Source organism: Vibrio qingdaonensis (assembly GCF_026191675.1).
Classification (GTDB): Bacteria; Pseudomonadota; Gammaproteobacteria; order Enterobacterales; family Vibrionaceae; genus Vibrio; species Vibrio qingdaonensis.
Map to the genome: position 1 here is coordinate 1 of NZ_JAKRRY010000047.1, position 25554 is coordinate 25554.

Genomic DNA, 25554 nt, shown 5'->3' on the forward strand with positions numbered 1-25554 from the left:
TCCTACCGGAGCCCTTTTTCAAACGTACATTTAAAGGCTTGTCGCCTTAAACCAACTTGATTATTACCAACCGGTCACTTCGCGAAGTGCTGAGCCAATGTCAGCTAAGCTTTTCACGGTTTTTACGCCCGCTTCTTCAAGCGCTGCAAATTTATCTTCTGCTGTACCTTTACCACCAGAAATAATCGCACCAGCATGACCCATACGCTTACCTGGAGGCGCAGTCACACCTGCAATGTAAGAAACGACTGGTTTCGTCACATTTGCCTTGATAAAGGCTGCCGCTTCTTCTTCCGCTGTGCCACCGATTTCACCGATCATAACGATTGCTTCGGTTTCTGGATCTTCTTGGAACAACTTCAAGATATCGATGAAGTTTGAACCAGGAATAGGGTCACCACCGATACCAACACACGTAGACTGACCAAAGCCTTCATCCGTTGTTTGCTTAACCGCTTCATAAGTTAGCGTTCCCGAGCGAGATACGATGCCCACTTTGCCTTTCTTATGAATATGGCCAGGCATGATACCAATCTTACACTCATCCGGCGTAATCACACCTGGACAGTTAGGACCAATCATTACCACACCCGCTTCATCTAGACGGACTTTAACGTCTAAAAGATCAAGCGTTGGAATACCTTCAGTGATAGTTACGATAAGCTTGATGCCCGCATCAATCGCTTCTAGAATTGCGTCTTTACAAAATGGTGCTGGTACATAGATAACGGATGCTGTTGCACCTGTCGTTTCTACTGCTTCACGAACCGTGTTAAATACCGGTAGACCAAGGTGAGTTTGACCTCCTTTACCTGGCGATACACCGCCAACCATTTTTGTTCCGTAATCAATCGCTTGCTCTGAGTGGAACGTACCTTGACCACCAGTAAAGCCCTGACAAATAACTTTAGTATCTTTATTAATTAGTACAGACATTATTTGCCCTCCGCTGCAGCAACAACTTTTTCCGCAGCTTCAGTTAGAGAAGTCGCAGCTATGATATTTAGACCACTTTCCGCTAATTTTTGCGAACCTAGAGGTGCATTGTTACCTTCAAGACGAACGACAACAGGGACTTTAACGCCCACTTCTTCCACTGCGCCAATGATGCCGTCAGCAATCAGGTCACAGCGAACAATACCACCGAAGATATTAACAAGAACCGCTTTTACATTCGTGTCTGACAGGATGATCTTGAACGCTTCTGTTACACGCTCTTTTGTCGCACCGCCCCCTACATCGAGGAAGTTTGCAGGTTGACCGCCGTGTAGGTTTACGATATCCATCGTACCCATTGCTAGACCGGCACCGTTTACCATGCAACCAATGCTACCATCAAGCGCGACATAGTTAAGTTCCCACTGAGCTGCATGTGCTTCACGCTCATCTTCTTGAGATGGATCGTGCATCTCGCGAAGCTTAGGCTGACGGTACATCGCGTTTGAATCAATGTTGATCTTGCCATCAAGACAAAGAAGGTTACCTTCCGCCGTGACCACAAGTGGGTTGATTTCAAGTAGAGCTAAGTCGTACTGAGCAAACATGTTACCAAGACCTAAGAAAATCTTAACGAACTGTTTAATCTGGTCGCCAACAAGACCCAGTTTAAATGCAAGCTCACGGCCTTGGTAGGCTTGAGGACCGACAAGCGGATCAATCGCGGCTTGGTGGATTAATTCTGGCGTTTCTTCAGCAATCTTTTCAATGTCCACACCACCTTCTGTTGATGCCATGAACACGATACGACGCGTTGCACGATCAACCACTGCACCTAAATACAATTCATTGGCGATGTTTGATGCTTCTTCAACCAAAATCTTAGTGACAGGCTGACCATTTGCATCAGTTTGGAAAGTCACCAGGTTTTTTCCTAGCCATTTCTGCGCAAACTCTTTAACGCCTTCTTTCGTATCATGAAGTTCAACGCCACCCGCTTTACCGCGGCCACCTGCGTGAACCTGACATTTAACGACTTTTTTCTCTGTGCTAATGCGGCCAGCCGCTTCGAACGCTTCTTGGGCTGTATCACATGCAAAGCCTTCTGGTACAGGCAAACCGAATTCTGCAAACAGCTGTTTGGCTTGGTATTCATGCAAATTCATTTCGTTATTCCATTTGTTTATCCCTAAAGGGATTTATTATTTCCATAAAGCCGATAAGTGGGCCATACGTCTGTAGGAGGTACTTCTACGAATCACCCAGTAAAGGGCTAAATAAGAGCTAGACGCTGAGCCTGCCTAGCTCCTGTTACTTGGGATGACTACACACCCCAATAAACAAACAACACGTTGTTATATATTGTTCAACACATTACCTATCGAGCAATTTCCACATTGACCAATACGTTATACATCGAGCAATAAACGTGCTGGATCTTCTAATAGTTCTTTAATTGTCACCAAGAAACCCACCGACTCACGACCATCGATTAGACGGTGATCATAAGATAGCGCTAGGTACATCATTGGTAGAATTTCGACTTTGCCATCAACCGCCATTGGTCGGTCTTGGATTTTATGCATCCCCAAGATAGCCGCTTGCGGTGGGTTGATGATTGGCGTTGACATCAATGAACCGAAAACGCCACCGTTCGTGATAGTAAAATTACCACCCGTCAGCTCTTCGACCGTTAACTTACCGTCGCGGCCTTTGATTGCGAGCTCTTTGATGCCTTTTTCAATATCAGCAAAACCCAAGGTGTCGCAATCTTTAAGGACTGGTGTCACCAAACCACGTGGCGTCGATACCGCCATGCTAATGTCGAAGTAATTGTGATAAACAATTTCTTCACCATCAATGGATGCATTCACTTCAGGGAAACGCTTCAACGCTTCGGTCACGGCTTTCACATAAAAAGACATAAAGCCGAGGCGCGTGCCATGACGCTCTTCAAACTGGTCTTTATATTGCTTACGCAAGTCCATAATTGGCTTCATGTTAACTTCATTAAATGTTGTTAACATTGCCGTGCTATTTTTCGCTTCAAGCAGACGCTCGGCAACACGCTTACGAAGACGAGTCATTGGGACTCGTTTTTGGCTGCGCGCCGAAATAGGAGCAACGGCTGCCGTCTCTTCCGCTTTTGGTGCGTTCTTCGCAGCAGCTAGGTGTGCTTCAATGTCTTCGCGAGTGATTCTGCCGCCAACGCCAGAACCCTTCACATCTTCTGCTTTTAAGCTGTGTTCACCCAGTAAACGGCGAACGGCTGGGCTTAACGCGTCGTTTGACTCTTCTGTCAGTGCCGCTTTGTGGCGCTTGTCAGGAGAAGCTTGGGTTGAATCCGTCGTATCTGTTGTCGGCTCGCCCGCCACCGCACCCGGCTTCAGACGTGCAATCAGCTCTTTAGATAGAACCGTCGCCCCTTCTTCTTGAATAATTTCTTCCAGTACACCTGCTTCTGGCGCAGGGACTTCAAGGACTACTTTATCCGTTTCAATGTCTACAATGACTTCATCTCGAGCCACTGCTTCGCCTGGTTTCTTATGCCAAGTCGCGACGGTTGCGTCAGCGACAGATTCAGGTAAGTCTGGAACCAGAATTTCAATTGTCATATCTGTTTCTTCCTTTTACTTCTAGTTCTTAATCAAGGTCAACGCGTCTTCGATCAACGCTTTCTGTTGTTTCAAGTGTACTGACATATAACCAACGGCAGGTGAAGCAGAGGCTGGACGCCCTGCATATTTCAAATCAACACCTACAGGAATCGCTGCACGGAAATTGTGTTGGCTTGAATACCAAGCGCCTTGGTTTTGTGGCTCTTCTTGACACCACACCACGTCTTGTACATTGGTATACTTCGAAATTTTCGCTCTAACATCATCCAGTGGGAATGGGTAAAGCTGTTCAATACGTACTATCGCAACATCTTCTTGCTCATTGTTACGACGCTGCTCTAGAAGATCAAAGTACACTTTGCCAGAACAGAAAATGACACGTTTTACGTTCTCTGGATTAAGGTCATCCACTTCACCAATCGCAGGTTCAAATGTCCCCGATGCCAAGTCATCAAGACTTGATGTACATAAAGGATGGCGAAGTAGCGATTTTGGTGACATCACAATCAACGGTCGACGCATTGGTCGTACGACCTGACGACGTATCATGTGATAAACCTGAGCCGGTGTTGACGGGATAATGACTTGCATGTTTTGCTCAGCACAAAGCTGCAAGTAACGCTCTAGTCTTGCCGATGAATGTTCAGGTCCTTGGCCTTCATAGCCATGCGGAAGCAACATGGTCAAGCCACATAAACGTCCCCACTTTTGCTCTCCAGACGAGATGAATTGGTCAATAACCACTTGAGCACCATTAGCAAAATCGCCAAACTGGGCTTCCCAAATGGTTAAACCACTCGGCTCTGCGGTTGCGTAACCGTACTCAAACGCCAGTACCGCTTCTTCTGATAACACGGAGTCAAATACTTGGAATGGCCCCTGTTTATCATGAATATTTGCTAACGGAATGTAAGTGCTCGCGTCATCTTGGTTATGAAGAACAGAGTGTCTGTGGAAGAAAGTACCTCGTCCTGCATCCTGGCCTGAGATACGAATGCGCTTACCATCATCAAGAATCGTCGCGTAAGCCAGTGTTTCAGCCATACCCCAATCAACCATCTTTTCGCCACTCATCATGGCGGCGCGATCGTTGTAGAGTTTATTAACTCGACTTTGTAATTTATGACTTTCTGGGAACTGTCCTAGGCGCTCGCCTAGTTCAATAACGCGTTCTTTTCCAACGGCGCTGTCCCATTCCATATCCCACTCATGCCCGAGGTAAGGAGACCAGTCAACAGAGTGAAGTGCCATTGGGCGCCACTCTTTCACCACCACTTCACCGCGATCTAATGCATCACGGTATTCGTTCACCATTTGAGTTGCGGTTTCGATATCGCTCTCATTACGCTCGATCAATACATCTGCGTACAGCTTACGTGGTGTTGGGTGTTTTTTGATCTTCTGATACATCAACGGTTGAGTTGCATTCGGCTCGTCGGCTTCGTTGTGACCATGGCGACGGTAACAAACGAGGTCAATAATCACGTCTTTGTGGAACGTGTTTCTAAAATCAAGTGCAATTCGAGTGACGAAAGCGACCGCTTCTGGATCATCGGAGTTAACATGGAAGATTGGAGCCTGAACCATCTTGGCGATGTCAGTACAGTACATGGTAGAACGCATGTCATGTGGGTTTGATGTAGTGAAGCCCACTTGGTTGTTCACCACGATTCGAACCGTGCCACCAACTCGGAATCCACGAGCTTGCGACATATTGAACGTTTCTGCCACCACACCTTGCCCTGCAATCGCAGAATCACCGTGAATGGTAATAGGAAGTACCATGCTACCGTCTTTATCACCAAGGCGATCTTGACGCGCTCGTACAGAGCCAATAACCACTGGATTAACGATCTCTAGGTGAGAAGGGTTGAATGCTAATGCTAAATGCACATCCCCACCTGGTGTCGCAAAATCGGCTGAGAAACCTTGGTGATATTTAACGTCACCGGTACCCCAAGTATCGTCGTGCTTCTTACCCGCAAATTCATCAAACAAGTCTTGTGGTTTTTTACCTAAGACGTTGACCAGCATATTGAGTCGACCACGGTGAGCCATCCCAATAACCACTTCGCGTAAACCAGATGCACCCGCATGACGAATGAGCTCTTTCGTCATTGGCACTAGCGCATCACCACCTTCTAAAGAAAAACGTTTTGCACCTGGGAATTTAGCACCTAAATAGCGCTCAAGACCTTCCGCTGCAGTTAGTTCTTCTAAAAAGGTATTTTTTTGGTCTTCGTCAAAGGAAGGTTGACCAACTACAGACTCAAGTCGTTGCTGAATCCAACGCTTTTGTTCGGTGTTCGTCATGTGCATGTATTCAGCGCCAACAGAACCACAATAGGTTTTTTGTAGGGCTTTATGCAGGTCTCTCAACGTCATGCTCTCTTGGCCAATGGCAAAAGAACCCACGTTAAAGGTTTCGTCTAAATCATCATCCGTTAAAGAGTGGAATGCAGGTTCAAGTTCTGCAACGGGGGGACGCTTCCACAACCCTAATGGGTCAAGATCTGCTGCTTGATGACCGCGAAAGCGGTATGCGTTGATAAGCTGTAGTACTTTTACTTGCTTAGCATCGACTTCTGGATCACTTACTTGGGCACTTGAATGCTTTGTTTCTTTCGCGAGTCGTCGGAAGTAATCACGGACACGTGAATGCGGTTGTTCAACCACATCGTCAGGCTGCATAGGCAACCCATCAAAAACACGTCTCCACTCCTCACTTACCTGTTCGGGATCACTTAGATACAGTTCGTAGAGGTCCTCTACGTAGGTTGCATTGGCGCCAGCCAAGTGTGAAGACTCGAGCCATGCCTTCATCACGCCGTTGTGCATATTTTCCCTTACCAGTAGTTTTCATAGTTGCTGCGGTCTAAGCCGAGCTATCGAAAGTCGATTCTCATAGAGAGAGCCCTCTACTCGAATCGACAATATTTATAGACTAAAACAACGCCGGATTTGTTTAAATCGAACGGTTCACTAACATCGATTTAATGTGTCCAATCGCTTTTGTTGGATTTAATCCCTTAGGGCATACACTGACACAGTTCATGATACCGTGACAACGAAATACGCTAAATGCGTCATCCAATTCAGATAATCGTTCCTCTGTCGCCGTATCACGGCTATCAATTAGCCAACGATAAGCCGCCAATAGACCCGCAGGTCCAATAAACTTGTCTGGGTTCCACCAGAAAGAAGGACACGACGTTGTACAACATGCACACATGATACACTCATAAAGCCCATCAAGATGTGCTCGTTCTTCAGGAGATTGTAAGTTCTCTCTTGAAGGAGGCAAATTGCCATCAGAAACAAGAAACGGCTTAACTTTCGAGTAGTTATCATAAAACTGAGTCATGTCGACAATCAAGTCTCGTACCACAGGTAACCCTGGCAAAGGACGAATAACTATCTTGTCACCCTGCAAAGCAGACAACGGTGTGATACACGCGAGACCATTTTTGCCGTTCATGTTTAAACCATCAGAGCCACACACACCCTCACGGCAAGAACGTCGAAACGAAATGCTAGGATCTTGTTCTTTTAATAGAATTAAAGCATCGAGTAACATCATATCGGAGCCTTCATCCACCTCAAGGGTGTAATCTTTCATGTAAGGCTTCTGATCGACATCAGGGTTGTAACGATACAAAGAGAAATTCAGTTGCATAATTTTGTCCTCCTCTTAGTACGTACGTGCTTTTGGTGGAAAAGCTTCACGATGTACTGGTTCCATGTTTACGCCACGCTTCGACATCGCTTCTGTTTCAGGATTGTAGATGGAGTGGCATAGCCATTGCTCATCATCACGATCTGGGAAGTCGAATCGAGCATGAGCACCACGGCTTTCTGTACGGTAGTTCGCCGCCACAGCCGTTGCAAATGCCGTTTCCATTAGGTTTTCAAGCTCTAAACATTCAATACGCTGCGTGTTGAATTCTGTCGATTTATCAGACAGGTAGGCATTATTCAAACGTTCACGAATGACTTTTAGTTCTTCAAGTCCTTTTGCCATCGCATCACCTTCACGGAACACCGAGAAGTTGTTTTGCATACATTGCTGCAAATCCTTACGAATTTGAGCTGGGTCTTCACCGCCAGTGCTATTTTCCCATCGGTTGTAACGTTCTAGCGAGCGCTCAATATCAGCGTCAGTCGCCGGTTTTGCGTCCGCTTGTTTATTCAGTGTTTCGCCAAGGTGTAGACCTGTAGCACGACCAAATACCACCAAATCAAGTAGCGAGTTGCCACCTAAGCGGTTCGCACCATGCACGGATACCGAGGCAATTTCACCACAAGCAAATAAACCTTGAATCTCTACATCCGATCCATTGGCATCTTGCTTAATAGCTTGACCCGAAACTTGAGTCGGCACGCCACCCATCATGTAGTGACAAGTTGGTATAACTGGGATTGGCTCTTTGACTGGATCAACGTGAGCAAACGTACGAGACAACTCACAAACCCCAGGAAGACGCGACTCAAGTGTATCTTTACCCAAATGATCAAGTTTCAGCTTGATGTGCGGTCCCCAAGGGCCATCACAACCACGGCCTTCACGAATCTCAATCATCATCGAGCGCGCAACCACATCACGACCAGCCAAATCCTTCGCATTTGGTGCATAGCGCTCCATGAAACGTTCGCCATCTTTATTTAGAAGGTAACCACCTTCACCACGACACCCTTCCGTCACAAGTACCCCTGCGCCCGCAATACCCGTTGGGTGGAATTGCCACATTTCGATATCTTGCATTGGAACACCAGCGCGAATTGCCATACCCACACCATCACCGGTATTGATATGCGCATTCGTTGTCGAGGCATAAATACGACCAGCGCCACCGGTTGCTAAAATCGTCGCCTTGGATTTGAAATAACACACTTCACCCGTTTCCATGCAAAGTGCCGTACAACCCATAATGGCGCCGTCTTCATTCTTCACAAGATCAAGCGCATACCATTCTGAGAAAATCGTGGTCTTGTGCTTGATATTTTGCTGGTAAAGCGTGTGAAGCAATGCGTGACCAGTACGGTCAGCGGCAGCGGCGGTACGCGCAGCTTGCTCACCACCAAAGTTTTTAGATTGGCCACCAAATGGACGTTGGTAGATAGAGCCATTATCAAAACGAGAAAATGGCAATCCCATTTTTTCAAGTTCAATAACAGATTCAGGTCCGTTCTTACACATATACTCAATGGCATCTTGGTCGCCGATATAATCGGAACCTTTTACCGTGTCGTACATATGCTGTTCCCAGTGATCCTCATGCGCATTACCTAGCGCAACGGTAATACCACCTTGAGCGGATACCGTATGTGAACGAGTTGGGAAAACTTTTGATAAAAGAGCACAGCTTAAGCCTTGCTCTGAAATTTGTAGAGCAGCACGCATACCCGCACCACCAGCGCCGATTACAACAGCGTCAAACTCTCTAACTGGAATAGTCACTTACGCACCCCACAGAATAAAGAAACCAGAGAAGAAATAACCAAGAAGCACTGCAATAATGGCCAACTGCAGTCCACCACGTAACTTGGTGCATTTGATATAGTCTGTAAGAACTTGCCATAAACCGATCCAGGCATGAATCAGTACTGATGTCAGGGCGAGCATCGTGAAGACTTTAGTAAAGGTCCCACCAAAAAATTGCGTCCATGACACATAAGAGATATCGCCAGAAAAGGCACAAAAGCTTACGATATAAATCGTATAAAGCGTCATAATGATCGCCGTTGCACGAATCAATAAGAAATCGTGAACGCCATTACGACCAACTGAAGAAACACTACCTACCATACTAATACTCCCGCCAATAGAGACAGGATACCTGTCAAGATGAAGGAAACCTTGGCACTTTTTGCGCCCGTATCGAGCTCTTCAAAATGACCAAGATCCATAAGCAAATGACGAATACCACCAACAATGTGGTAAGCCAATGCCGTCAATATTCCCCAAAGAATAAACGTCACGAAGAAACCGTCGACGATGTCTGCCGCTTCAGCGAATCCAATAGGGGAGGAAAGTGACTTGGATAGTAACCATAGGAGGATTCCAATCGACACAAAAGTAATCACACCCGACACTCGGTGCAGGATGGACGCAATTGCCGTGATTGGCATTTTTATTGTTTGTAAATCTAAATTAACAGGTCTGGGCTTTCTTTCTTTCATGGGCTTGCTCACTCAGCTCCATTGAGCATTTATTGTTATAGATAAATTTTGGCTTGGAAGCCTCAAAAATTAACACAAACTTAACAATTATTCCGTGTTACAACCGAGATAATTGTAATGAAAATGTTAAACACCTAGGGTTAGCACCGACCTCACTTCGGTTTGCACCCTCGATTTTATAAGGACTCAGCCAAAATTTTCACCGCAACTATACGGCTGGCAACATTCTAATACAATTGCTGTAACAAAATATGCTACACAGCACAGATTTTTAACCATTTTTCCTTAAAAAATCATAACAAGTGCACACAAAACCGTATATAAATTGACTTTGAAGTCGAAGCAAAGTAAAAAATTGGCACATAAACATCCTGGACGGATTAAATAATAAACAAAGGAGATTGTTATGGCGGATAAGAAAGCGACCCTTCACATTGAAGGTACAGCGCCGATCGAGCTGCCGATTATGGATGGTTCTATAGGACCACAAGTAGTCGATGTTCGTAAGCTTGGAGCAAATGGTTATTTTACTTTTGACCCAGGTTTTCTTGCCACTGCATCCTGTGAATCTCAAATCACTTATATCGATGGTGACAAAGGTGTGCTTTTGCACCGTGGATTCCCAATCGATCAATTGGCTAACAATGCAGATTACCTAGAAGTATGTTATATCCTTCTCATGGGCGAAGCCCCTACCCGAGAAGCGTATGAGAGCTTCAAACAGACGGTTACCCGTCACACTATGGTTCACGAACAAATCGCGAGCTTCTTCCACGGTTTCCGTCGTGACGCTCACCCGATGGCCGTAATGTGTGGTGTAGTTGGTGCACTTGCTGCCTTCTATCATGACTCGTTAGATGTCAATAATGACAACCACCGTGAAATTGCGGCATACCGACTCATTTCGAAGATGCCGACACTGGCGGCGATGTGTTACAAATACTCAATCGGTCAGCCATTCATCTATCCACGTAACGACCTAACATACGCGGAAAACTTCCTACATATGATGTTTGCTAACCCATGTGAAGAGTATGAAGTCAACCCTATCGTTGCTCGTGCCATGGATAAGATTTTCACTTTACACGCAGACCACGAACAAAACGCATCAACATCAACAGTGCGTCTTGCAGGTTCATCTGGCGCTAACCCGTTCGCTTGTATTGCAGCAGGTATTGCGTCACTTTGGGGCCCAGCTCACGGTGGTGCTAACGAAGCATGTTTACGTATGTTGGAAGAGATCGGCTCCGTCGACAACATTCCAGAGTATGTTGATAGAGCAAAAGATAAAGACGACCCATTCCGCCTCATGGGCTTTGGTCACCGTGTTTATAAGAATTACGACCCACGTGCAACAGTTATGCGTGAAGCCTGTCATGAAGTGCTTAAAGAGCTCAACATTCAAGATCCACTGCTTGACGTGGCGATGGAACTAGAGCGTATTGCACTGTCTGATGAATACTTCGTCTCGAAGAAACTTTACCCGAACGTAGACTTCTATTCAGGTATCATTCTTAAAGCAATCGGTATTCCTGTTTCTATGTTTACCGTTATCTTTGCGATGTCTCGTACTGTTGGTTGGATTGCGCACTGGAACGAAATGCACAGTGATCCTGCAAACCGAATTGGTCGTCCACGTCAACTTTACACGGGTGAAGAAATGCGTGATTTCCGACCTCTACATGAACGTGAGTAACTGAGTACACATAGCGCTTAATTAGGCACTATCTGTGAAAAGGTAAACAAAAAAGAGCAGCGCCAGGGCTGCTCTTTTTTATACCTAACCAATTTATGCTCATCCATTTCTTAGGTGTGAGCACGCAAAGTACTAATGCTTTAGGGAGAACACTTATACTGGATTATCGATATCGACAAATTCAACATCCAAACTATGTTCAGCCGCTAACCACTCCCCTAACGCTTTAACCCCGTATCTTTCAGTGGCATGATGCCCTGCTGCAAAGTAGTGTATGCCCATCTCACGTGCCGTATACGTGGTCCGCTCTGATACTTCACCCGAAATAAACGCATCCAGCCCCTGCGCGACGGCCATTTCAATATAATCTTGCCCACCGCCCGTGCACCAACCTACCGTTGTTATGAGCTTATCTTCACTTTCCGGTGCAATATGAAGGGGTTCTCGATTCAACACCGAGTGGAGACGCTGCGCCAATTCCTTCCCAGACATCGGTCGCTTAAAACGACCACACATGGCAACTGACTGCGCATGCCCTTCCAACCCTGCCTCAACCTCAATATCAAGCAATTGAGCCAACTGGGCGTTGTTACCGAGCTCTGGATGGATATCTAACGGTAGATGATAACCAAAAAGGTTAATATCGTGTTTAATCAAGCTACGAATTCGCTTGCCCTTCATGCCACGAATCGCTTCTGGCTCACCTTTCCAAAAATAACCATGATGAACAAGAATGGCATCCGCATTCACCAAAATAGCATGATCGATTAACGCTTGAGAGGCCGTCACACCAGTGACTATTTTTTTTATCTCTACCGCGCCTTCAACCTGCAACCCGTTAGGGCAGTAGTCTTTAATGAGTTGCGGTGACAGCTTGTCATTCAATATTGCTTCAAGTTGTAGATGATTCATGCAAATTCCTGCTTTGTGGCTTGATCCAGATGGTTATAGCAATTTAATCTAATGCTGTCGAAAGGAAAGTATAAAACTCATGATGAAAGACTATTTAGCCGAATTTGCAACATGGATAAGCCAAGCATCGAGCTTAACTAATGGTGATCCTCGCTTGGAAACACAGTTGCCTCCAAAGGCAGACCTCACACCCATGGACACCGCCCCCTATCATGGTAATCCACGTTTGGGCTTTCTTTATCAAGAGCTCTGTCGTCGTCACTTTGAACAGCACCCAGATTACGACGTCATTGCAGAAGAGATACAATTACAGCAGGATAAAAAGACATTAGGCGCTATCGACTTCTTAATTGGCAATAAACGACAGTCTACTTTGGAACACTGGGAAGTCGCCATCAAGTTCTATCTGCTAAAAGACAACCGTTGGTATGGCCCCAATGCAAAAGATCGCTTAGATATGAAGTTATCTAGAATGTTAGAGCATCAATTGATGATGAGTGATACCGATGCCTTTAAAGATCAATTCCCTGATTTAGCCCCCAATAGCAAACATCTACTGATGCAAGGAAGGCTCTACGTCAACCCATTCCATTTCGAGCCAGTACCTAAGCAATGCCTTGGATTTGATCTGGACGAAAATAATATTGCTGGTTTCTGGTGCTACCAAAAGGACATCACTAAATTAACTGAGCCGATGTATACCCTTCCGAAGCATTTATGGGCAACTGGATTTTCGGGTACTAAGCCGAAAGCCTTAACATCTTGGCCGGAACATTTTGTTCATTGCCAATCTGAATCTGGCCAGTTTTGGTTTATCGTGCCCAATGACTGGCCGGAGAGCTCGATGTAACAGATCGAATCGAACCATTAAACGCACGATCAAAAAAAGGCGCATTATGCGCCTTTTTATTTCTATTTTTCTGCAAGCCAATTTGTCTGCAGTCAATCGATCTATCGCCGACTTCTATGGACGATAAACCTTAACATTAGCAAAGCCTTGCTCTTGCAAGTACAACGCTTGTAGGCGGCTCATCACACCACGGTCACAGTACAGTAAGTAGGTTTTCGTTTGATCAAGATCGCCGAACTGAGTCCCTAGCTTAAAGAATGGCAAGTGCTTCACTTCTACACCAGTAATCTCAAGTGGGCTCTCTTCCTCTTCTTCTGCGCTACGAATATCTAACACTATCGCGTGTTCTTCTACCGCTTGAACCTGTTCAACTTCTGGTGCTTGCTGTTGGCTTTCTTTCTCTATATCGCGGATATCCATCACTCTCGCATCAGACACCACTTGATCAAGAATTGAAAAATCGAATTTTTCTTCTTCAATTTCTAGCTTTGCCTTTACGGCTTTAACCGTTGGCTTCTTAGAGATCACGCCACAGTATTCAGGCATCGTTTTAGCGAAGTCTTCCGTACCAATTTCACGAGCAACGTCAATAATATCTTCTTTATCCCAGTTGATAAGAGGACGAAGAATTAACGTATCCGTCACATTATCGATGTGACGTAAGTTGGTCAGAGTTTGGCTTGATACTTGACCTAATGCCTCACCAGTAACCAGAGCTTGGATACCAAATTTCTCGGCGACCATACCACCAGCACGCATAAACATACGCTTAAGTACGACACCCATTTGGCCATCATCGACTTTCTCTAGAATTTCAGCCACAACAGGCTCAAAATCCACAGAAATGAATTTTACTTTTGCTGAAGAACCATACTTATTCCACAAAAAGTGTGCCACTTGCTTCACGCCAATCTCGTGAGCTGGCCCACCAAGATTAAAGAAACAGTAATGTGTTTTAGAACCGCGCTTAATATGCAAGTAACTCGACACACCGGAGTCAAAACCACCAGAGATCAAGCTCAATAAATCTTCTTGAGTACCTAACGGGAAACCGCCAAGCCCCTTATGACGAGCAATAACTTGGTTGAGTTTATCATTAGCAACCTCAACATTAACCGTCACATCTGGCTTGCTCAGTTTAACTCGTGCACTTTCTACCGCTTGGTTTAGGCCACCACCAACATAACGCTCAAGTTCAATTGAGGTAAACTCATGCTTACCACGTCGCTTGGCGCGTACGCAGAATGTTTTATCAGCAATAAGTCCGCCATTGAGCTCAAGCACTTGCTCGTAGATGTCGTGCAAGTCAGTGAATTCTGATTGCTGTACTTCCAATACATGATGAATACCCGAGGTATGCGTCAATATCTCTAACACTTCATTGTAGTATTGCGCCGAGTTTGCACTCACTTCAATGTGATCGCGACGGTTCATCACCGCTACAGATTCAGTACGACGTTGAATAATAATACGCAAATTGGACTCAAGGATTTTGGTAAAGCGCTTACGCACTGAGTCACTTTTAACAAAAATCTCTGGATGGGGCTTTACGATAAATCTCATAGTCTAATCACATCTCGTTGGAATGCTGTCTAATCCGACAGTAAGGGCAATATAACAACTGTAGTATAAGTCTGAGGGACATTTCCACGCTAAATCGTCATCGTTTTCACGTCAGAATTTCTCAGGGGCGCAAGTATATACCTAACTGACTCTTGGATTCCAGTTTCTGTCTATGCTTCAGGCAATATCGGAATAAAAAACGCCAGCGCGTAAGCACTGGCGTCATGATGACTCAACAGGTGGTGTCCATCAGCAATGCTACTCGCCGTCCGCTGATACTTCTTCGGTAAAGAGCGGTTCACCTTGCATGATACTGATTTCGACACGACGATTTCGCGCGCGCTGTCTTTCTGTATCGTTAGGCTCTCTTGGTTCCGTATCCGCCACACCTATCACTCTAAGCCTCTGATGAGAAAACCCTTTAACTTTCTCCATTTCTTGCGCAACGGAGACGGCTCTTTGAGAAGATAAATCCCAGTTTGAACGATACAGTTCAGAATCTAGCGGTGTGTTATCAGTATGACCAGAAACCCGTATTAAACCGGGAATGTCTTTCGCTAAATCCGCAACCTGACGCACCAACGGCCTAAACTTAGGCTGTAAAAAAGCCGAGCCTTCAGGAAAGGCGCCTTTTTCTTCAATTCTGATAACCAGTTGCTGACCAAGGTTTTCTACTTCAACCGCACCTTGTTTAATTTCTTGTTGAAGCGCCATTTTTATCGCTTCTTCCAGTTTTTCTAACTCTTTCGACGCATCTTCACTTTCGGATGATGCGGTACCAATTTGATTTTTTTGGGTACGATCGGCGGTTTGACCACCAGTGATTTTTCCATCATCACGTTGGTTGCCACCTGCGCGATCAGAGTCGCCTTCTTGAAATTCCAATGTCTGTTGAGTAATGTCTATCGTCTGCTGCATAATGACGTCGATGGGCGTAGGCTCCGGTCGACCCGGTCGGAACTCTTGAGCAATAATGCTGGTTCCTTTAGGGATATCCTTCACTTCCAATCTATTTTGCACACCAAACGCAAACTTCATCGAACCCGCAATTTGCTTAAACTTCAACACATCCATTTCTGAGAATGAAAGTAATAAAACAAAAAAGCACATTAACAGCGACATCAAGTCAGCAAAGGTACCCATCCACTGAGGAAGGCCAGGTGGCGGACAGTCGCACTTTTTATCGTCTTCCATTAGAATGCCTCCCCACCTTGCTCAATGACTAGGACTGGCATACTACTCACCATCCAAATCAAAAGCGCGTTTACTTTCATTAAGATAGTTTTTCAAGTAACCATCGATGACTCGTGGGTTCTGTCCATCTTGAATGGCCAACACGCCGTCCATAATGAGACGACGGTTGAGTTTTTCTTGCTCTCTACGCAGCGTCAATTTATCGGCAATCGGGAAAAACAGCATATTGGACAATATGGCACCATAAAGCGTCGTCAACAACGCCACCGCCATCGCCGGGCCAATAGATTTAGGATCATCCATGTTAGAAAGCATCGCCACCAAGCCAATTAAGGTACCAATCATACCCATCGCCGGCGCAACATCACCAAATGCTTTGAACACACTGGCCCCCTTAACATGTCGCTCATCGGTAAGCGCAATATCTTTTTGCATGGCATTTCTTACCACTTCTGCGTCATGACCATCCACTAATAAGTCGATACCCTTTTGCATAAAGCTATTTTGAATGTCCATCTCTTCTAATGCTAGGAAACCACCTTTACGCGCGGCATCCGCCATTTCAACGATTTTAGCGATAAGGTCTTCAGGTTCATCCGTCTTGAACATGAACGCTTTGCCAGCAATTTTGGCCGCACTAAAAAACTGACTTAATGTGAACTTCATCAACACAACAAACGTTGAGCCACCAATCACAATAAATACAGACGTTGTGTCGTAATAAATCATGATGCTTCCGCCAAGCACCATGGCTACAATAATGGATGCCACCCCACCGATGAGGCCAACAAGCGTCGCTAAATCCACTCAATACTCCGTTTTCTTTTGACGTCGCACATGATTTTAATTGAATCAATAATGCGCTTGAGTCTATCGCTTTATAATGAGGTTATCGACCACGCCTCGATATCTTTAAGTTATTTATGACCATAAAATCACAGTTTTGAACATAAGTACTGTAAAACAACCAAGGCAAAGGGATTCTAGAGACCTTTAGTTCGCGATAAATCGAGTATTTTTTTGCCGTAAGCCCCGCCAGTACCCTACCTTGCCTACATTTTTCGCACCATTAATTTGACCATCTGACGAGGCTCATGTAACGTTCGATCATTTCGGATAAAACAAGTACGTTATGGCTACGAAAAAACCAGAAAATATGTCATTTGAAGCGACAGTCGACGAGCTCGATCAGCTTGTCGAACAACTTGAAAATGGTGACCTTGCATTAGACGATGCCCTCAAGAAATTTGAGCGTGGTATTGCCCTCGCACGAGCAGGTCAACATAAGCTTACCGATGCAGAACAAAAAGTCAGTATTCTTCTTAGCAAAGACGATAACGCTGAGCTGCAAGATTTCTCCCAACAGCCAGAGTAATGTCAAAAGTGAGTACCGACATGATCGAGACTTTGCAGTCTTATCAGACAAGAAACAACCAGCAATTGAATGCTTGGTTGGACACCAATCCGTTTCAAAAACAACGTTTAACCGAAGCAATGCGCTACGCGCTGCTACTCGGCGGTAAGCGTGCCAGACCCTTTTTAGTTTATGCCACTGGGCAAATGCTCGACTGCACGCTCGAAGAGCTCGATACACCAGCGGCAGCGATTGAGTGCGTTCATGCCTATTCGCTCATCCATGATGACTTACCCGCTATGGACGACGACGAATTACGCCGTGGGCAAGCAACTTGCCATATTGAGTTTGATGAAGCCACGGCGATTTTGGCCGGTGATGCACTGCAAACGCTATCATTTACGATCCTATCAGAAGGTCCGATTGCCCCTACCGCTGAAACACAACGTATAGAGATGATAAAGCTATTGGCATTTGCATCAGGTGCGGCGGGAATGTGCGTTGGTCAATCATTGGATTTAGAGGCCGAGAACCGCTTCGTTGATATCAATGAACTCGAACAAATTCATCGCCATAAAACTGGAGCACTAATAAAATGTGCGGTTCAGTTAGGCGCGCTGGCCGCGGGTGATAAGGGCGTCGCCGTCCTCCCTCAGCTTGAGAAATATGCCGAATCTATTGGTCTCGCGTTCCAAGTACATGACGATATTCTTGATGTTATTGGTGATACTGAAACGCTAGGTAAACCGCAAGGTTCCGATCAAGAGTTAAACAAAAGCACCTACCCTGCACTACTTGGGTTAGAAGGAGCACAGCAAAAAGCCAAGGCTCTTTTCGAAGAAGCGCTTTGTGCTTTAGATGCAATCCCCTACAATACGCAATTACTAGAAGATTTCGCCCGATATGTCATCGAGCGCAACAATTAACAATACTAAGCGCTGAATTACTATGACACTTGATATTTCCAAATATCCGACACTGACATTAGCAAATACGCCAGAAGATCTGCGTTTGATGCCAAAGGAATCGCTGCCTAAGCTGTGCGAAGAGCTGCGGACGTATTTGTTAAATTCAGTTAGCCAGTCCAGCGGGCACCTTGCCTCCGGCCTGGGAACGGTTGAGCTTACTGTCGCCCTACATTACGTCTACAACACACCATTTGATCAACTCATTTGGGATGTAGGCCATCAGGCTTACCCACACAAAATATTAACGGGTCGTCGCGAAAAAATGTCGACGATTCGTCAAAAAGATGGACTGCACCCATTCCCATGGCGTGAAGAAAGTGAATACGACGTCCTGTCTGTCGGTCACTCATCTACATCAATCAGTGCCGCGCTTGGTATTGCGATTAGTGCGCAAAAAGAGCAGCAAAACCGTAAAGTCGTCAGTGTCATTGGCGATGGCGCGATCACGGCGGGTATGGCTTTCGAAGCGCTCAACCATGCCGGTGATGTCCACCCAGATATGTTGGTTATCCTTAACGATAACGAAATGTCGATCTCAGAGAACGTCGGGGCACTTAACAACCATTTAGCGCAAGTGTTATCAGGCAGTCTTTATACTTCAATTCGCGAAGGTGGCAAGAAGGCACTTTCTGGCTTGCCTCCAATTAAGGAGCTGGTTCGTCGTACTGAAGAACACTTGAAAGGCATGATTGTTCCGGGCACTTTGTTTGAGGAGTTCGGTTTCAATTACATCGGTCCTGTTGATGGTCACGATGTCAATGAGTTGATTAAAACGCTCAAAAATATGCGTGAGCTTAAAGGCCCTCAATTTCTGCATATCATGACCAAGAAAGGCAAAGGTTATGAACCTGCCGAGAAAGATCCGATTGGTTATCACGGTGTACCTAAATTCGATCCATCTCATTCAAGCCTGCCAAAAAGTAGCTCTAGCAAGCCCACGTATTCTAAAATATTTGGTGACTTCCTTTGTGATATGGCCGTGCAAGATCCTAAGCTCATGGCAATTACACCCGCGATGAGAGAAGGTTCTGGTATGGTACGCTTTTCTAAAGAGTACCCAGAGCAGTATTTCGATGTTGCCATTGCTGAGCAGCATGCCGTGACACTGGCTACAGGGATGGCTATCGCCGGAAACCACCCTATTGTGGCGATCTACTCGACGTTCTTACAACGTGGCTATGATCAGCTTATCCATGATGTGGCGATTATGAATCTTCCCGTGATGTTTGCCATTGACCGAGCAGGGTTAGTGGGGGCTGATGGTCAAACACACCAAGGGGCATTTGATCTTAGCTTCATGCGATGCATTCCTAACATGGTTATTATGGCACCAAGCGATGAAAATGAATGTCGTCAAATGCTCTACACCGGTCATACTCATAACGGTCCAAGTGCTGTTCGCTACCCTCGTGGCAGCGGTAATGGTACTACGCCAGAACAAGCGTTTACTGCGCTAGAGATCGGTAAAGGGCGTATTGTGCGAGAAGGGAAGAATGCAGCGATTCTTTCTTTTGGTACCTTCCTAGAAGACGCGCTACAAGCCGCTGAAGCGCTTGATGCTACCGTTGCCGACATGCGTTTTGTCAAACCTCTTGATGAAGCGTTGATCAAAGAGCTTTGTGCATCGCACGATGTCATCGTGACGCTTGAAGAAAACGCGATTGCTGGCGGCGCAGGTGCGGGCGTTATCGAGTTTATGATGAGTGAAAAAATACTTAAACCAGTACTAAACTTAGGTCTGCCAGATCAGTTCATCGCGCAAGGTTCGCAAGAAGAACTGCACGCGGAACTTGGCTTGGATGCAACGGGAATAGAGCAATCTATTCGTGATTATCTCGCCAAATAGTAGATAGGCTTAAACCGTTATAAATTAGATAAACAAAAGGCGACCAATGGTCGCCTTTTTCATTTTTTACATCATGTAACGTACAAAAAACCGCCGTTCTAACAGCGGTTTTTAACATTCATCATGCCTTATGCGTTTGCTTCACGCTCTGCAATGAAAGCGAGCGCCATGGTAATACGCGCAATAACACGCTCTTTACCCACGAGCTCCATTACCGCATCAACCGATGGCGATTGACCGCCACCTGTTACGGCAACACGAAGTGGCATACCGATTTTACCCATACCAATTTCAAGCTCTTCACACACTGCTGCAATCACTTGGTCTTTGATATTTTCTGTTGTCCACTCTTGCAACGCTTCCACTTTCGCAAGCGCCGCTTCTAGCGGGCCTTTTGCTACGCCGCGTAGATGTTTCTTCGCCGCACCAGCTTCAAATTCAGAGAAATCTTCGTAGAAGTAGCGAACTTGCTGCGCAAGCTCAACTAGCGTGTTACAACGCTCACCCACAAGGGTAATCACATCGGTAATCGCCGGGCCATTTTCGATGTTTAGCTTTTGCTCATCGAGATGCCATTGTAGGTACTTTGCCACGTACTCAGGAGCTGAAGTCTTAATGTAGTGGTTGTTCAGCCACAACAATTTATCAGTGTTGAACGCTGAAGCAGACTTTGAAATCGCATCTAACGAGAACAAGTTAATCATTTCTTCTGTCGAGAAAATTTCTTGGTCACCATGAGACCAACCTAAACGAACAAGGTAGTTGTTTAGTGCATTTGGCAAGTAACCTTCATCACGGTATTGCATTACCGAAACTGCACCATGACGCTTAGACAGCTTAGCGCCATCATCACCAAGAATCATTGCACAGTGAGCAAAAGTAGGTACTGGTGCACCAAGTGCTTCATAGATATTAATTTGACGTGGCGTGTTATTGATATGATCTTCACCACGTACCACGTGTGTGATACCCATATCCCAGTCATCAACAACCACAACAAAGTTGTACGTTGGCGCACCGTCAGTACGACGAATGATCAAGTCATCCATTTGGCTGTTCGAGATTTCGATACGACCACGGATTTGGTCATCAAATACCACGCTACCTTCTTTCGGGTTGCGGAAGCGAATCACGCACGCATCACCTTCTGCTGCCGCAGCATTTGCTGCAACAATTTTTGGGTGGTTAGCATCATAACGAGGCATTTCTTTGTTTGCTTCTTGCTCTGCACGAATCTCTTCTAAGAGCTCTTTTGGTGCGTAGCACTTGTAAGCTTTGTCTTCAGCAAGTAAACGATCAACCATCTCGTTGTAACGATCAAAACGCTTAGATTGGAAGTAAGGACCCTCATCCCACTCCAGACCCATCCATGTCATGCCTTCAAGAATCGCATCAACGGCTTCCTGAGAGTTACGCTCTAAATCCGTATCTTCAATACGTAAAACGAACTCACCGCCTTGGCTTTTCGCAAATAACCAAGAATACAGTGCAGTACGTGCACCACCGACGTGAAGATAGCCTGTTGGGCTTGGAGCAAAACGTGTTTTAACCGTCATTGAAAGTACCTTGTTGTCAACTGCGCACGATGCTCGTCATCGTACGTTGCAAATTTTGGACGCCATTTTATCACCTTGTGCTAAATCTACAATGAATAGCTTGACCTTACCCTAACGTCAAGGTTTATGTTGTAACCTCACACTACGGTTTTTTGAGGTTTATGATGAATGACTATGAGTTAAATTTATCCGGTCTGTCTTGTTCACGCTGTGTGAATAAACTCAAAACCGCGCTAGAACACGCCTTTAGCGATCTTAACATTCACGCTATTAGTACGACACACATAACATTTTCTTGCTCCGCATCGCTAGACACTATCTACCCTGTCATCGCAAGTCTCGGCTATGATGCTGGGGATGAGTATCAATTCGTACTTCAAGGGTTAAACTGCCAAAAATGTGTGAATAAGCTGCAGCAGCATCTAAGCGCTTATGTCGGTGTTTCTATCCTACACCTTGATAAACAAAGCGTAACCGTTCGCTCTATTTACTACCAAGATACACTACAACGTTGGATAGCTGAGCTTGGCTATCAAGCTAACGTGGTAAACCCTGACAATGGCAACCGCGCATCAGCGTTTATTAAGCCTGAACACCTAACCCCTATCACTACACCTGCTTCTGCTACTGCTACTGCTACTAAAAAAACAGATAGCAACATTCAATTACTCATTCAAGGCATGACCTGTGCAAGTTGCGTCGCGTCTGTTGAGCAATCTATTTTACAAGTTAGCGCAGTGACGCAGGCTCGAGTCAATCTTGCAGAACAAAGCGCCATCGTTTCACTAAGCACGAGTACGGACAATGTAGAAGCGCAACTGATCACGGCCGTGACCAATGCAGGCTACCAAGCAGAGATCGTTCACGATCTCTCAGCCAGTCAAGCGCTACAGCAACAGCGCCTACTTGATCATCAACACCAGCAAAAGAAAAACACTATTGTCGCCCTATCACTTGGTGCGCCATTAATGCTTTGGGGTGTGCTCGGTGGCAATATGATGATCAGAAACCCTCTCGACCAAGCGGTTTGGGGAGCCATCGGGTTAGTGTGCTTATGGTTACTTGCCAGTGCTGGGCGTGACTTTTTTGCTAACGCCTTGAGTGCGCTAAAGCACAAACGCGCGACAATGGACACTTTGGTTGCACTTGGTACCGGTTCTGCGTGGTTATATTCGATGTTAGTGGTGATTAAACCCGACTGGTTTCCACTGCAATCACGCCATGTCTATTTTGAAGCCAGTGTAATGATCATTGGTTTGATTTCACTTGGTCATTTCATTGAGGCCAAAGCAAAGTCCAGAACCAATCAATCACTACAAGCCCTTATGACACTACAACCAAAGTTCGCCACAGTGCTAATGGATGGTAAAGAAACCTCGCTGCCTATTTCAGACATACAGCTTGGCATGACATTACGCATCAAGCCCGGTGAAAAAATTCCGGTCGATGCGCACGTCACTCAAGGGCACAGTTATGTCGATGAATCCATGCTCACGGGAGAACCCGTCGCCATATCAAAACAGCAAGGGGATATGGTTGCAGCGGGAACCCTTAACCGAGACGGCAGTTTGCTTGTTACCGCCTCCGGTGTAGGAAAGGACACAAAACTGTCTAGAATCATCACCATGGTGAGGGAGGCACAAAGCAGCAAGCCGGCCATCGCAAAACTCGCAGACTCCATTTCTGCCGTGTTTGTGCCAATTGTTGTCGCGATCGCGATCGCCTCTGCCTTCATATGGTTCATGGTAGGCCCTGAACCTAAAATCAGTTATATGCTTGTTGTCACGACAACCGTGCTAATTATAGCCTGTCCATGTGCTCTTGGACTTGCCACTCCCCTGTCAATAACGGTTGGCATTGGTAAAGCCGCGCAAGCTGGCATTCTCATTAAAGACGCCGACGCCTTACAAAAACTAAGCCATGTTAACGCGGTAGTATTTGATAAAACAGGCACACTCACCGTTGGCCAGCCTACCGTACAAGAGGTGTTTTTATTCGATATTTCTGAACCAGAACTCGCGCAACTGGTGTTGCCACTAGAACAACGTTCTGAGCACCCATTAGCGAAGTCCGTCGTGCAATACTGGGAGAATGACCACAGTGCTCACGCTGATCTTGATGTCGAACAATTTGAAAATTTACAGGGAAAAGGCGTTTCTGGTGTAATTCAAGGACGCTCTGTATTGATCGCATCACTCAATCACATCCAAAGTGTTGGCTTAGAGACGGAGATGATTCAACAGGCATTACAACAAAGCCAGCACCTTGCCTCAACCCCCGTGATTGTTGTTATCGATGGTAATATTCAAGCTGTGATCGCCATTGCTGATGAGGTCAAAGCCGAAGCGAAGTTCGCGATTGCAGCGTTACAAGCCAATGGTATTCATACGGTCATGCTAACAGGCGACAACCACCACGTTGCCAATACGGTCGCAAAACATATTGGGGTTGATCAGACCATTTCTGAAGTATTGCCTGAACAAAAGGCAGAGCACATAAAAACACTTCAACGCCAATATGGCAAGGTAGCAATGGTGGGAGATGGCATTAACGATGCGCCAGCCTTAGCACTGGCTGATGTCGGCATTGCGATGGGATCAGGCAGTGATGTAGCCATTGAAAGTGCCGCAATGACGCTGCTGAATAGCAACCCCAATTCAATTAACTACGCCATTGAGCTATCACGCGCGACAGTTAAGAATATCAAGCAAAATTTATTTGGCGCCTTCATTTATAACACACTGGGTATTCCTATTGCGGCAGGTGTGCTCTACCCACTATTTGGCTTTTTACTCAGCCCCATTTTTGCAGGGGCAGCAATGGCACTGTCGTCCATAACAGTAGTAACTAACGCCAACAGATTGAGAAACTTTACCAGTAAACACTAATCGTCTTATGCAAGTTGCAAGTAACATAAAAATACCAACCATCATGATAATAAATAAGGAATTAGCAATGTCGAACTCATCACGCGTAATAAAAACACTGACACTTTCCATGGCGTTGGTGACAGGTTCTGCGTTGGCAACCAACGTCCTCACCTATAAATCCCCATACTGTGGGTGCTGCACAGAATGGGTCACTCATATGGAAGAGGCTGGATTTGACGTCGCCGTTGAAAACCATAAAGACATGAACCCTATTAAACAGAAGCTTGGTATAACACCAGAGCTTGCCTCTTGTCATACCGCTGTTATTGGCGAGTACGTTTTCGAAGGTCATATTCCAGCGGAAGATATTCGCTCATTCTTAGAAAATCCACCAAAAAATGCTAAAGGGCTTGCCGTTCCAGGCATGCCTTTAGGCTCTCCAGGTATGGAATATGGTGATAAAAAAGATGCGTATCAAGTGCTAGCGTACAATGAAAAGGGCCAAGTGTTTAGCTACCGTTCGTATGAATAACCCGTCATTGTATCGATAAAAATTTCAAAGTAGCGGGATGTTGAACATAACAGCTCGACATCCGCCTTTAACTGCGTCGCTGTCGCTAAAGTTGCCCAAAGCTTCGGTTGGCGCGTCCGTCATTGAAGTCACGTCGAAATCGCCAATCAAGCTCATCACAAATACCCTTATAGGGCTGACGGGAACGACCAAGTCTAAATGCATCTTGCTGACAATATTCACTACGGCCTTGTTCGTAGCCTTCGGAATAATGAAGATATTGAGACTCCCCATATTCTTTCAGATCAGACTTCGCTTGCTTCAAGTTCCCTTTCTTAGCTTGCTCGTATCCAAAACTAATCCATGCCTCTGCATTATTCGATGGAGGATAAACGGTTTGACTGCAGCCAACAAACAGCGTGACAAAGCCCAAAATAGCAACTGAGCGTAATATAATATATAGCACCATGACTCTCCATTCCGTACCTTATAATCATTGT

21 protein-coding genes are annotated in these 25554 nt (G+C 45.7%); 7 read left to right on the plus strand and 14 right to left on the minus strand.

Annotated elements, in window-relative coordinates; genetic code table 11:
- Positions 1 to 63: 63 nt before the first annotated feature.
- The 8 genes from sucD to sdhC form a co-directional block, all read right to left on the minus strand.
- Entirely contained in the window at positions 64 to 936 is an 873-nt protein-coding gene (gene sucD / locus MD535_RS22675) for a succinate--CoA ligase subunit alpha (protein ID WP_265677400.1), read from the minus strand.
- The gene (gene sucC, locus MD535_RS22680; RefSeq protein WP_250615582.1) at positions 936 to 2102 is read right to left on the minus strand and encodes an ADP-forming succinate--CoA ligase subunit beta; all 1167 of its coding nucleotides are present in this window, start codon (positions 2100 to 2102) and stop codon (positions 936 to 938) included. Before sucC ends, sucD begins: the two co-directional genes overlap by 1 nt.
- Positions 2103 to 2345: 243 nt before the next feature.
- Positions 2346 to 3551 carry a 2-oxoglutarate dehydrogenase complex dihydrolipoyllysine-residue succinyltransferase gene (odhB, locus tag MD535_RS22685; protein ID WP_265677401.1) on the minus strand — a complete coding sequence of 402 codons (1206 nt, stop codon included), beginning with the start codon at positions 3549 to 3551 and terminating at the stop codon, positions 2346 to 2348.
- 21 nt (positions 3552 to 3572) lie between these two features.
- A complete protein-coding gene (gene sucA, locus MD535_RS22690; protein ID WP_265677402.1) occupies positions 3573 to 6392 on the minus strand; it encodes a 2-oxoglutarate dehydrogenase E1 component in 2820 nt (939 codons plus the stop codon).
- 127 nt (positions 6393 to 6519) lie between these two features.
- Positions 6520 to 7230, minus strand: a complete 711-nt coding sequence (locus tag MD535_RS22695) for a succinate dehydrogenase iron-sulfur subunit (RefSeq protein WP_265677403.1) — start codon at positions 7228 to 7230, stop codon at positions 6520 to 6522.
- 15 nt (positions 7231 to 7245) lie between these two features.
- Positions 7246 to 9012 (minus strand): succinate dehydrogenase flavoprotein subunit, encoded by a 1767-nt coding sequence (gene sdhA, locus MD535_RS22700; RefSeq protein WP_265677404.1) that lies wholly within the window; start codon positions 9010 to 9012, stop codon positions 7246 to 7248.
- Positions 9013 to 9360: a succinate dehydrogenase, hydrophobic membrane anchor protein gene (gene sdhD / locus MD535_RS22705; protein WP_250615587.1), complete on the minus strand. Its 348-nt coding sequence runs from the start codon at positions 9358 to 9360 to the stop codon at positions 9013 to 9015.
- Positions 9354 to 9746, minus strand: coding sequence for a succinate dehydrogenase cytochrome b556 subunit (gene sdhC / locus MD535_RS22710; RefSeq protein ID WP_250615588.1), 393 nt, complete (start codon positions 9744 to 9746; stop codon positions 9354 to 9356). The genes sdhD and sdhC overlap by 7 nt, the downstream gene beginning before the upstream one ends.
- Positions 9747 to 10140: 394 nt before the next feature.
- Between sdhC and MD535_RS22715 the strand changes: the two genes are divergently transcribed.
- On the plus strand, positions 10141 to 11430 hold the full coding sequence (locus MD535_RS22715; RefSeq protein ID WP_265677406.1) for a citrate synthase: 1290 nt from the start codon (positions 10141 to 10143) through the stop codon (positions 11428 to 11430).
- A 153-nt stretch (positions 11431 to 11583) separates the two neighbouring features.
- Here the strand turns inward: MD535_RS22715 and MD535_RS22720 are convergent, their stop codons facing one another.
- The gene (locus tag MD535_RS22720) at positions 11584 to 12342 is read right to left on the minus strand and encodes a Nif3-like dinuclear metal center hexameric protein (protein ID WP_265677407.1); all 759 of its coding nucleotides are present in this window, start codon (positions 12340 to 12342) and stop codon (positions 11584 to 11586) included.
- 82 nt (positions 12343 to 12424) lie between these two features.
- Here MD535_RS22720 and MD535_RS22725 point away from each other — a divergent pair, with 82 nt between their 5' ends.
- Entirely contained in the window at positions 12425 to 13192 is a 768-nt protein-coding gene (locus tag MD535_RS22725; protein WP_390902972.1) for a DUF1853 family protein, read from the plus strand.
- A 114-nt stretch (positions 13193 to 13306) separates the two neighbouring features.
- Here the strand turns inward: MD535_RS22725 and thiI are convergent, their stop codons facing one another.
- From thiI to pomA, 3 genes are all read right to left on the minus strand, one after another.
- Entirely contained in the window at positions 13307 to 14755 is a 1449-nt protein-coding gene (gene thiI / locus MD535_RS22730) for a tRNA uracil 4-sulfurtransferase ThiI (RefSeq protein ID WP_265677409.1), read from the minus strand.
- A gap of 258 nt (positions 14756 to 15013) precedes the next feature.
- The gene (locus MD535_RS22735) at positions 15014 to 15949 is read right to left on the minus strand and encodes a flagellar motor protein MotB (RefSeq protein WP_265677410.1); all 936 of its coding nucleotides are present in this window, start codon (positions 15947 to 15949) and stop codon (positions 15014 to 15016) included.
- A gap of 42 nt (positions 15950 to 15991) precedes the next feature.
- Positions 15992 to 16756 carry a flagellar motor protein PomA gene (gene pomA / locus MD535_RS22740; protein ID WP_265677411.1) on the minus strand — a complete coding sequence of 255 codons (765 nt, stop codon included), beginning with the start codon at positions 16754 to 16756 and terminating at the stop codon, positions 15992 to 15994.
- A 325-nt stretch (positions 16757 to 17081) separates the two neighbouring features.
- Between pomA and xseB the strand changes: the two genes are divergently transcribed.
- The 3 genes from xseB to dxs are packed head-to-tail and all read left to right on the plus strand — an operon-like array spanning position 17082 to position 20117.
- The gene (gene xseB / locus MD535_RS22745) at positions 17082 to 17324 is read left to right on the plus strand and encodes an exodeoxyribonuclease VII small subunit (RefSeq protein WP_250615595.1); all 243 of its coding nucleotides are present in this window, start codon (positions 17082 to 17084) and stop codon (positions 17322 to 17324) included.
- A 20-nt stretch (positions 17325 to 17344) separates the two neighbouring features.
- Complete coding sequence (ispA, locus tag MD535_RS22750; protein WP_265677412.1) at positions 17345 to 18229, plus strand: (2E,6E)-farnesyl diphosphate synthase; 885 nt, start codon at positions 17345 to 17347, stop codon at positions 18227 to 18229.
- A 22-nt stretch (positions 18230 to 18251) separates the two neighbouring features.
- Positions 18252 to 20117 (plus strand): 1-deoxy-D-xylulose-5-phosphate synthase, encoded by a 1866-nt coding sequence (dxs, locus tag MD535_RS22755; protein WP_265677413.1) that lies wholly within the window; start codon positions 18252 to 18254, stop codon positions 20115 to 20117.
- 128 nt (positions 20118 to 20245) lie between these two features.
- On the opposite strand, the gene gltX is transcribed toward dxs, so the two are convergent.
- On the minus strand, positions 20246 to 21673 hold the full coding sequence (gltX, locus tag MD535_RS22760) for a glutamate--tRNA ligase (RefSeq protein ID WP_265677414.1): 1428 nt from the start codon (positions 21671 to 21673) through the stop codon (positions 20246 to 20248).
- 164 nt (positions 21674 to 21837) lie between these two features.
- Here gltX and MD535_RS22765 point away from each other — a divergent pair, with 164 nt between their 5' ends.
- A complete protein-coding gene (locus MD535_RS22765) occupies positions 21838 to 24561 on the plus strand; it encodes a heavy metal translocating P-type ATPase (RefSeq protein WP_265677424.1) in 2724 nt (907 codons plus the stop codon).
- A gap of 67 nt (positions 24562 to 24628) precedes the next feature.
- Positions 24629 to 25075: a DUF411 domain-containing protein gene (locus MD535_RS22770; protein ID WP_265677415.1), complete on the plus strand. Its 447-nt coding sequence runs from the start codon at positions 24629 to 24631 to the stop codon at positions 25073 to 25075.
- A gap of 85 nt (positions 25076 to 25160) precedes the next feature.
- Here MD535_RS22770 and MD535_RS22775 read toward each other — a convergent pair whose 3' ends face one another.
- Positions 25161 to 25523 carry a DUF2799 domain-containing protein gene (locus MD535_RS22775; protein ID WP_265677416.1) on the minus strand — a complete coding sequence of 121 codons (363 nt, stop codon included), beginning with the start codon at positions 25521 to 25523 and terminating at the stop codon, positions 25161 to 25163.
- Between the last annotated feature and the right edge of the window lie 31 nt (positions 25524 to 25554).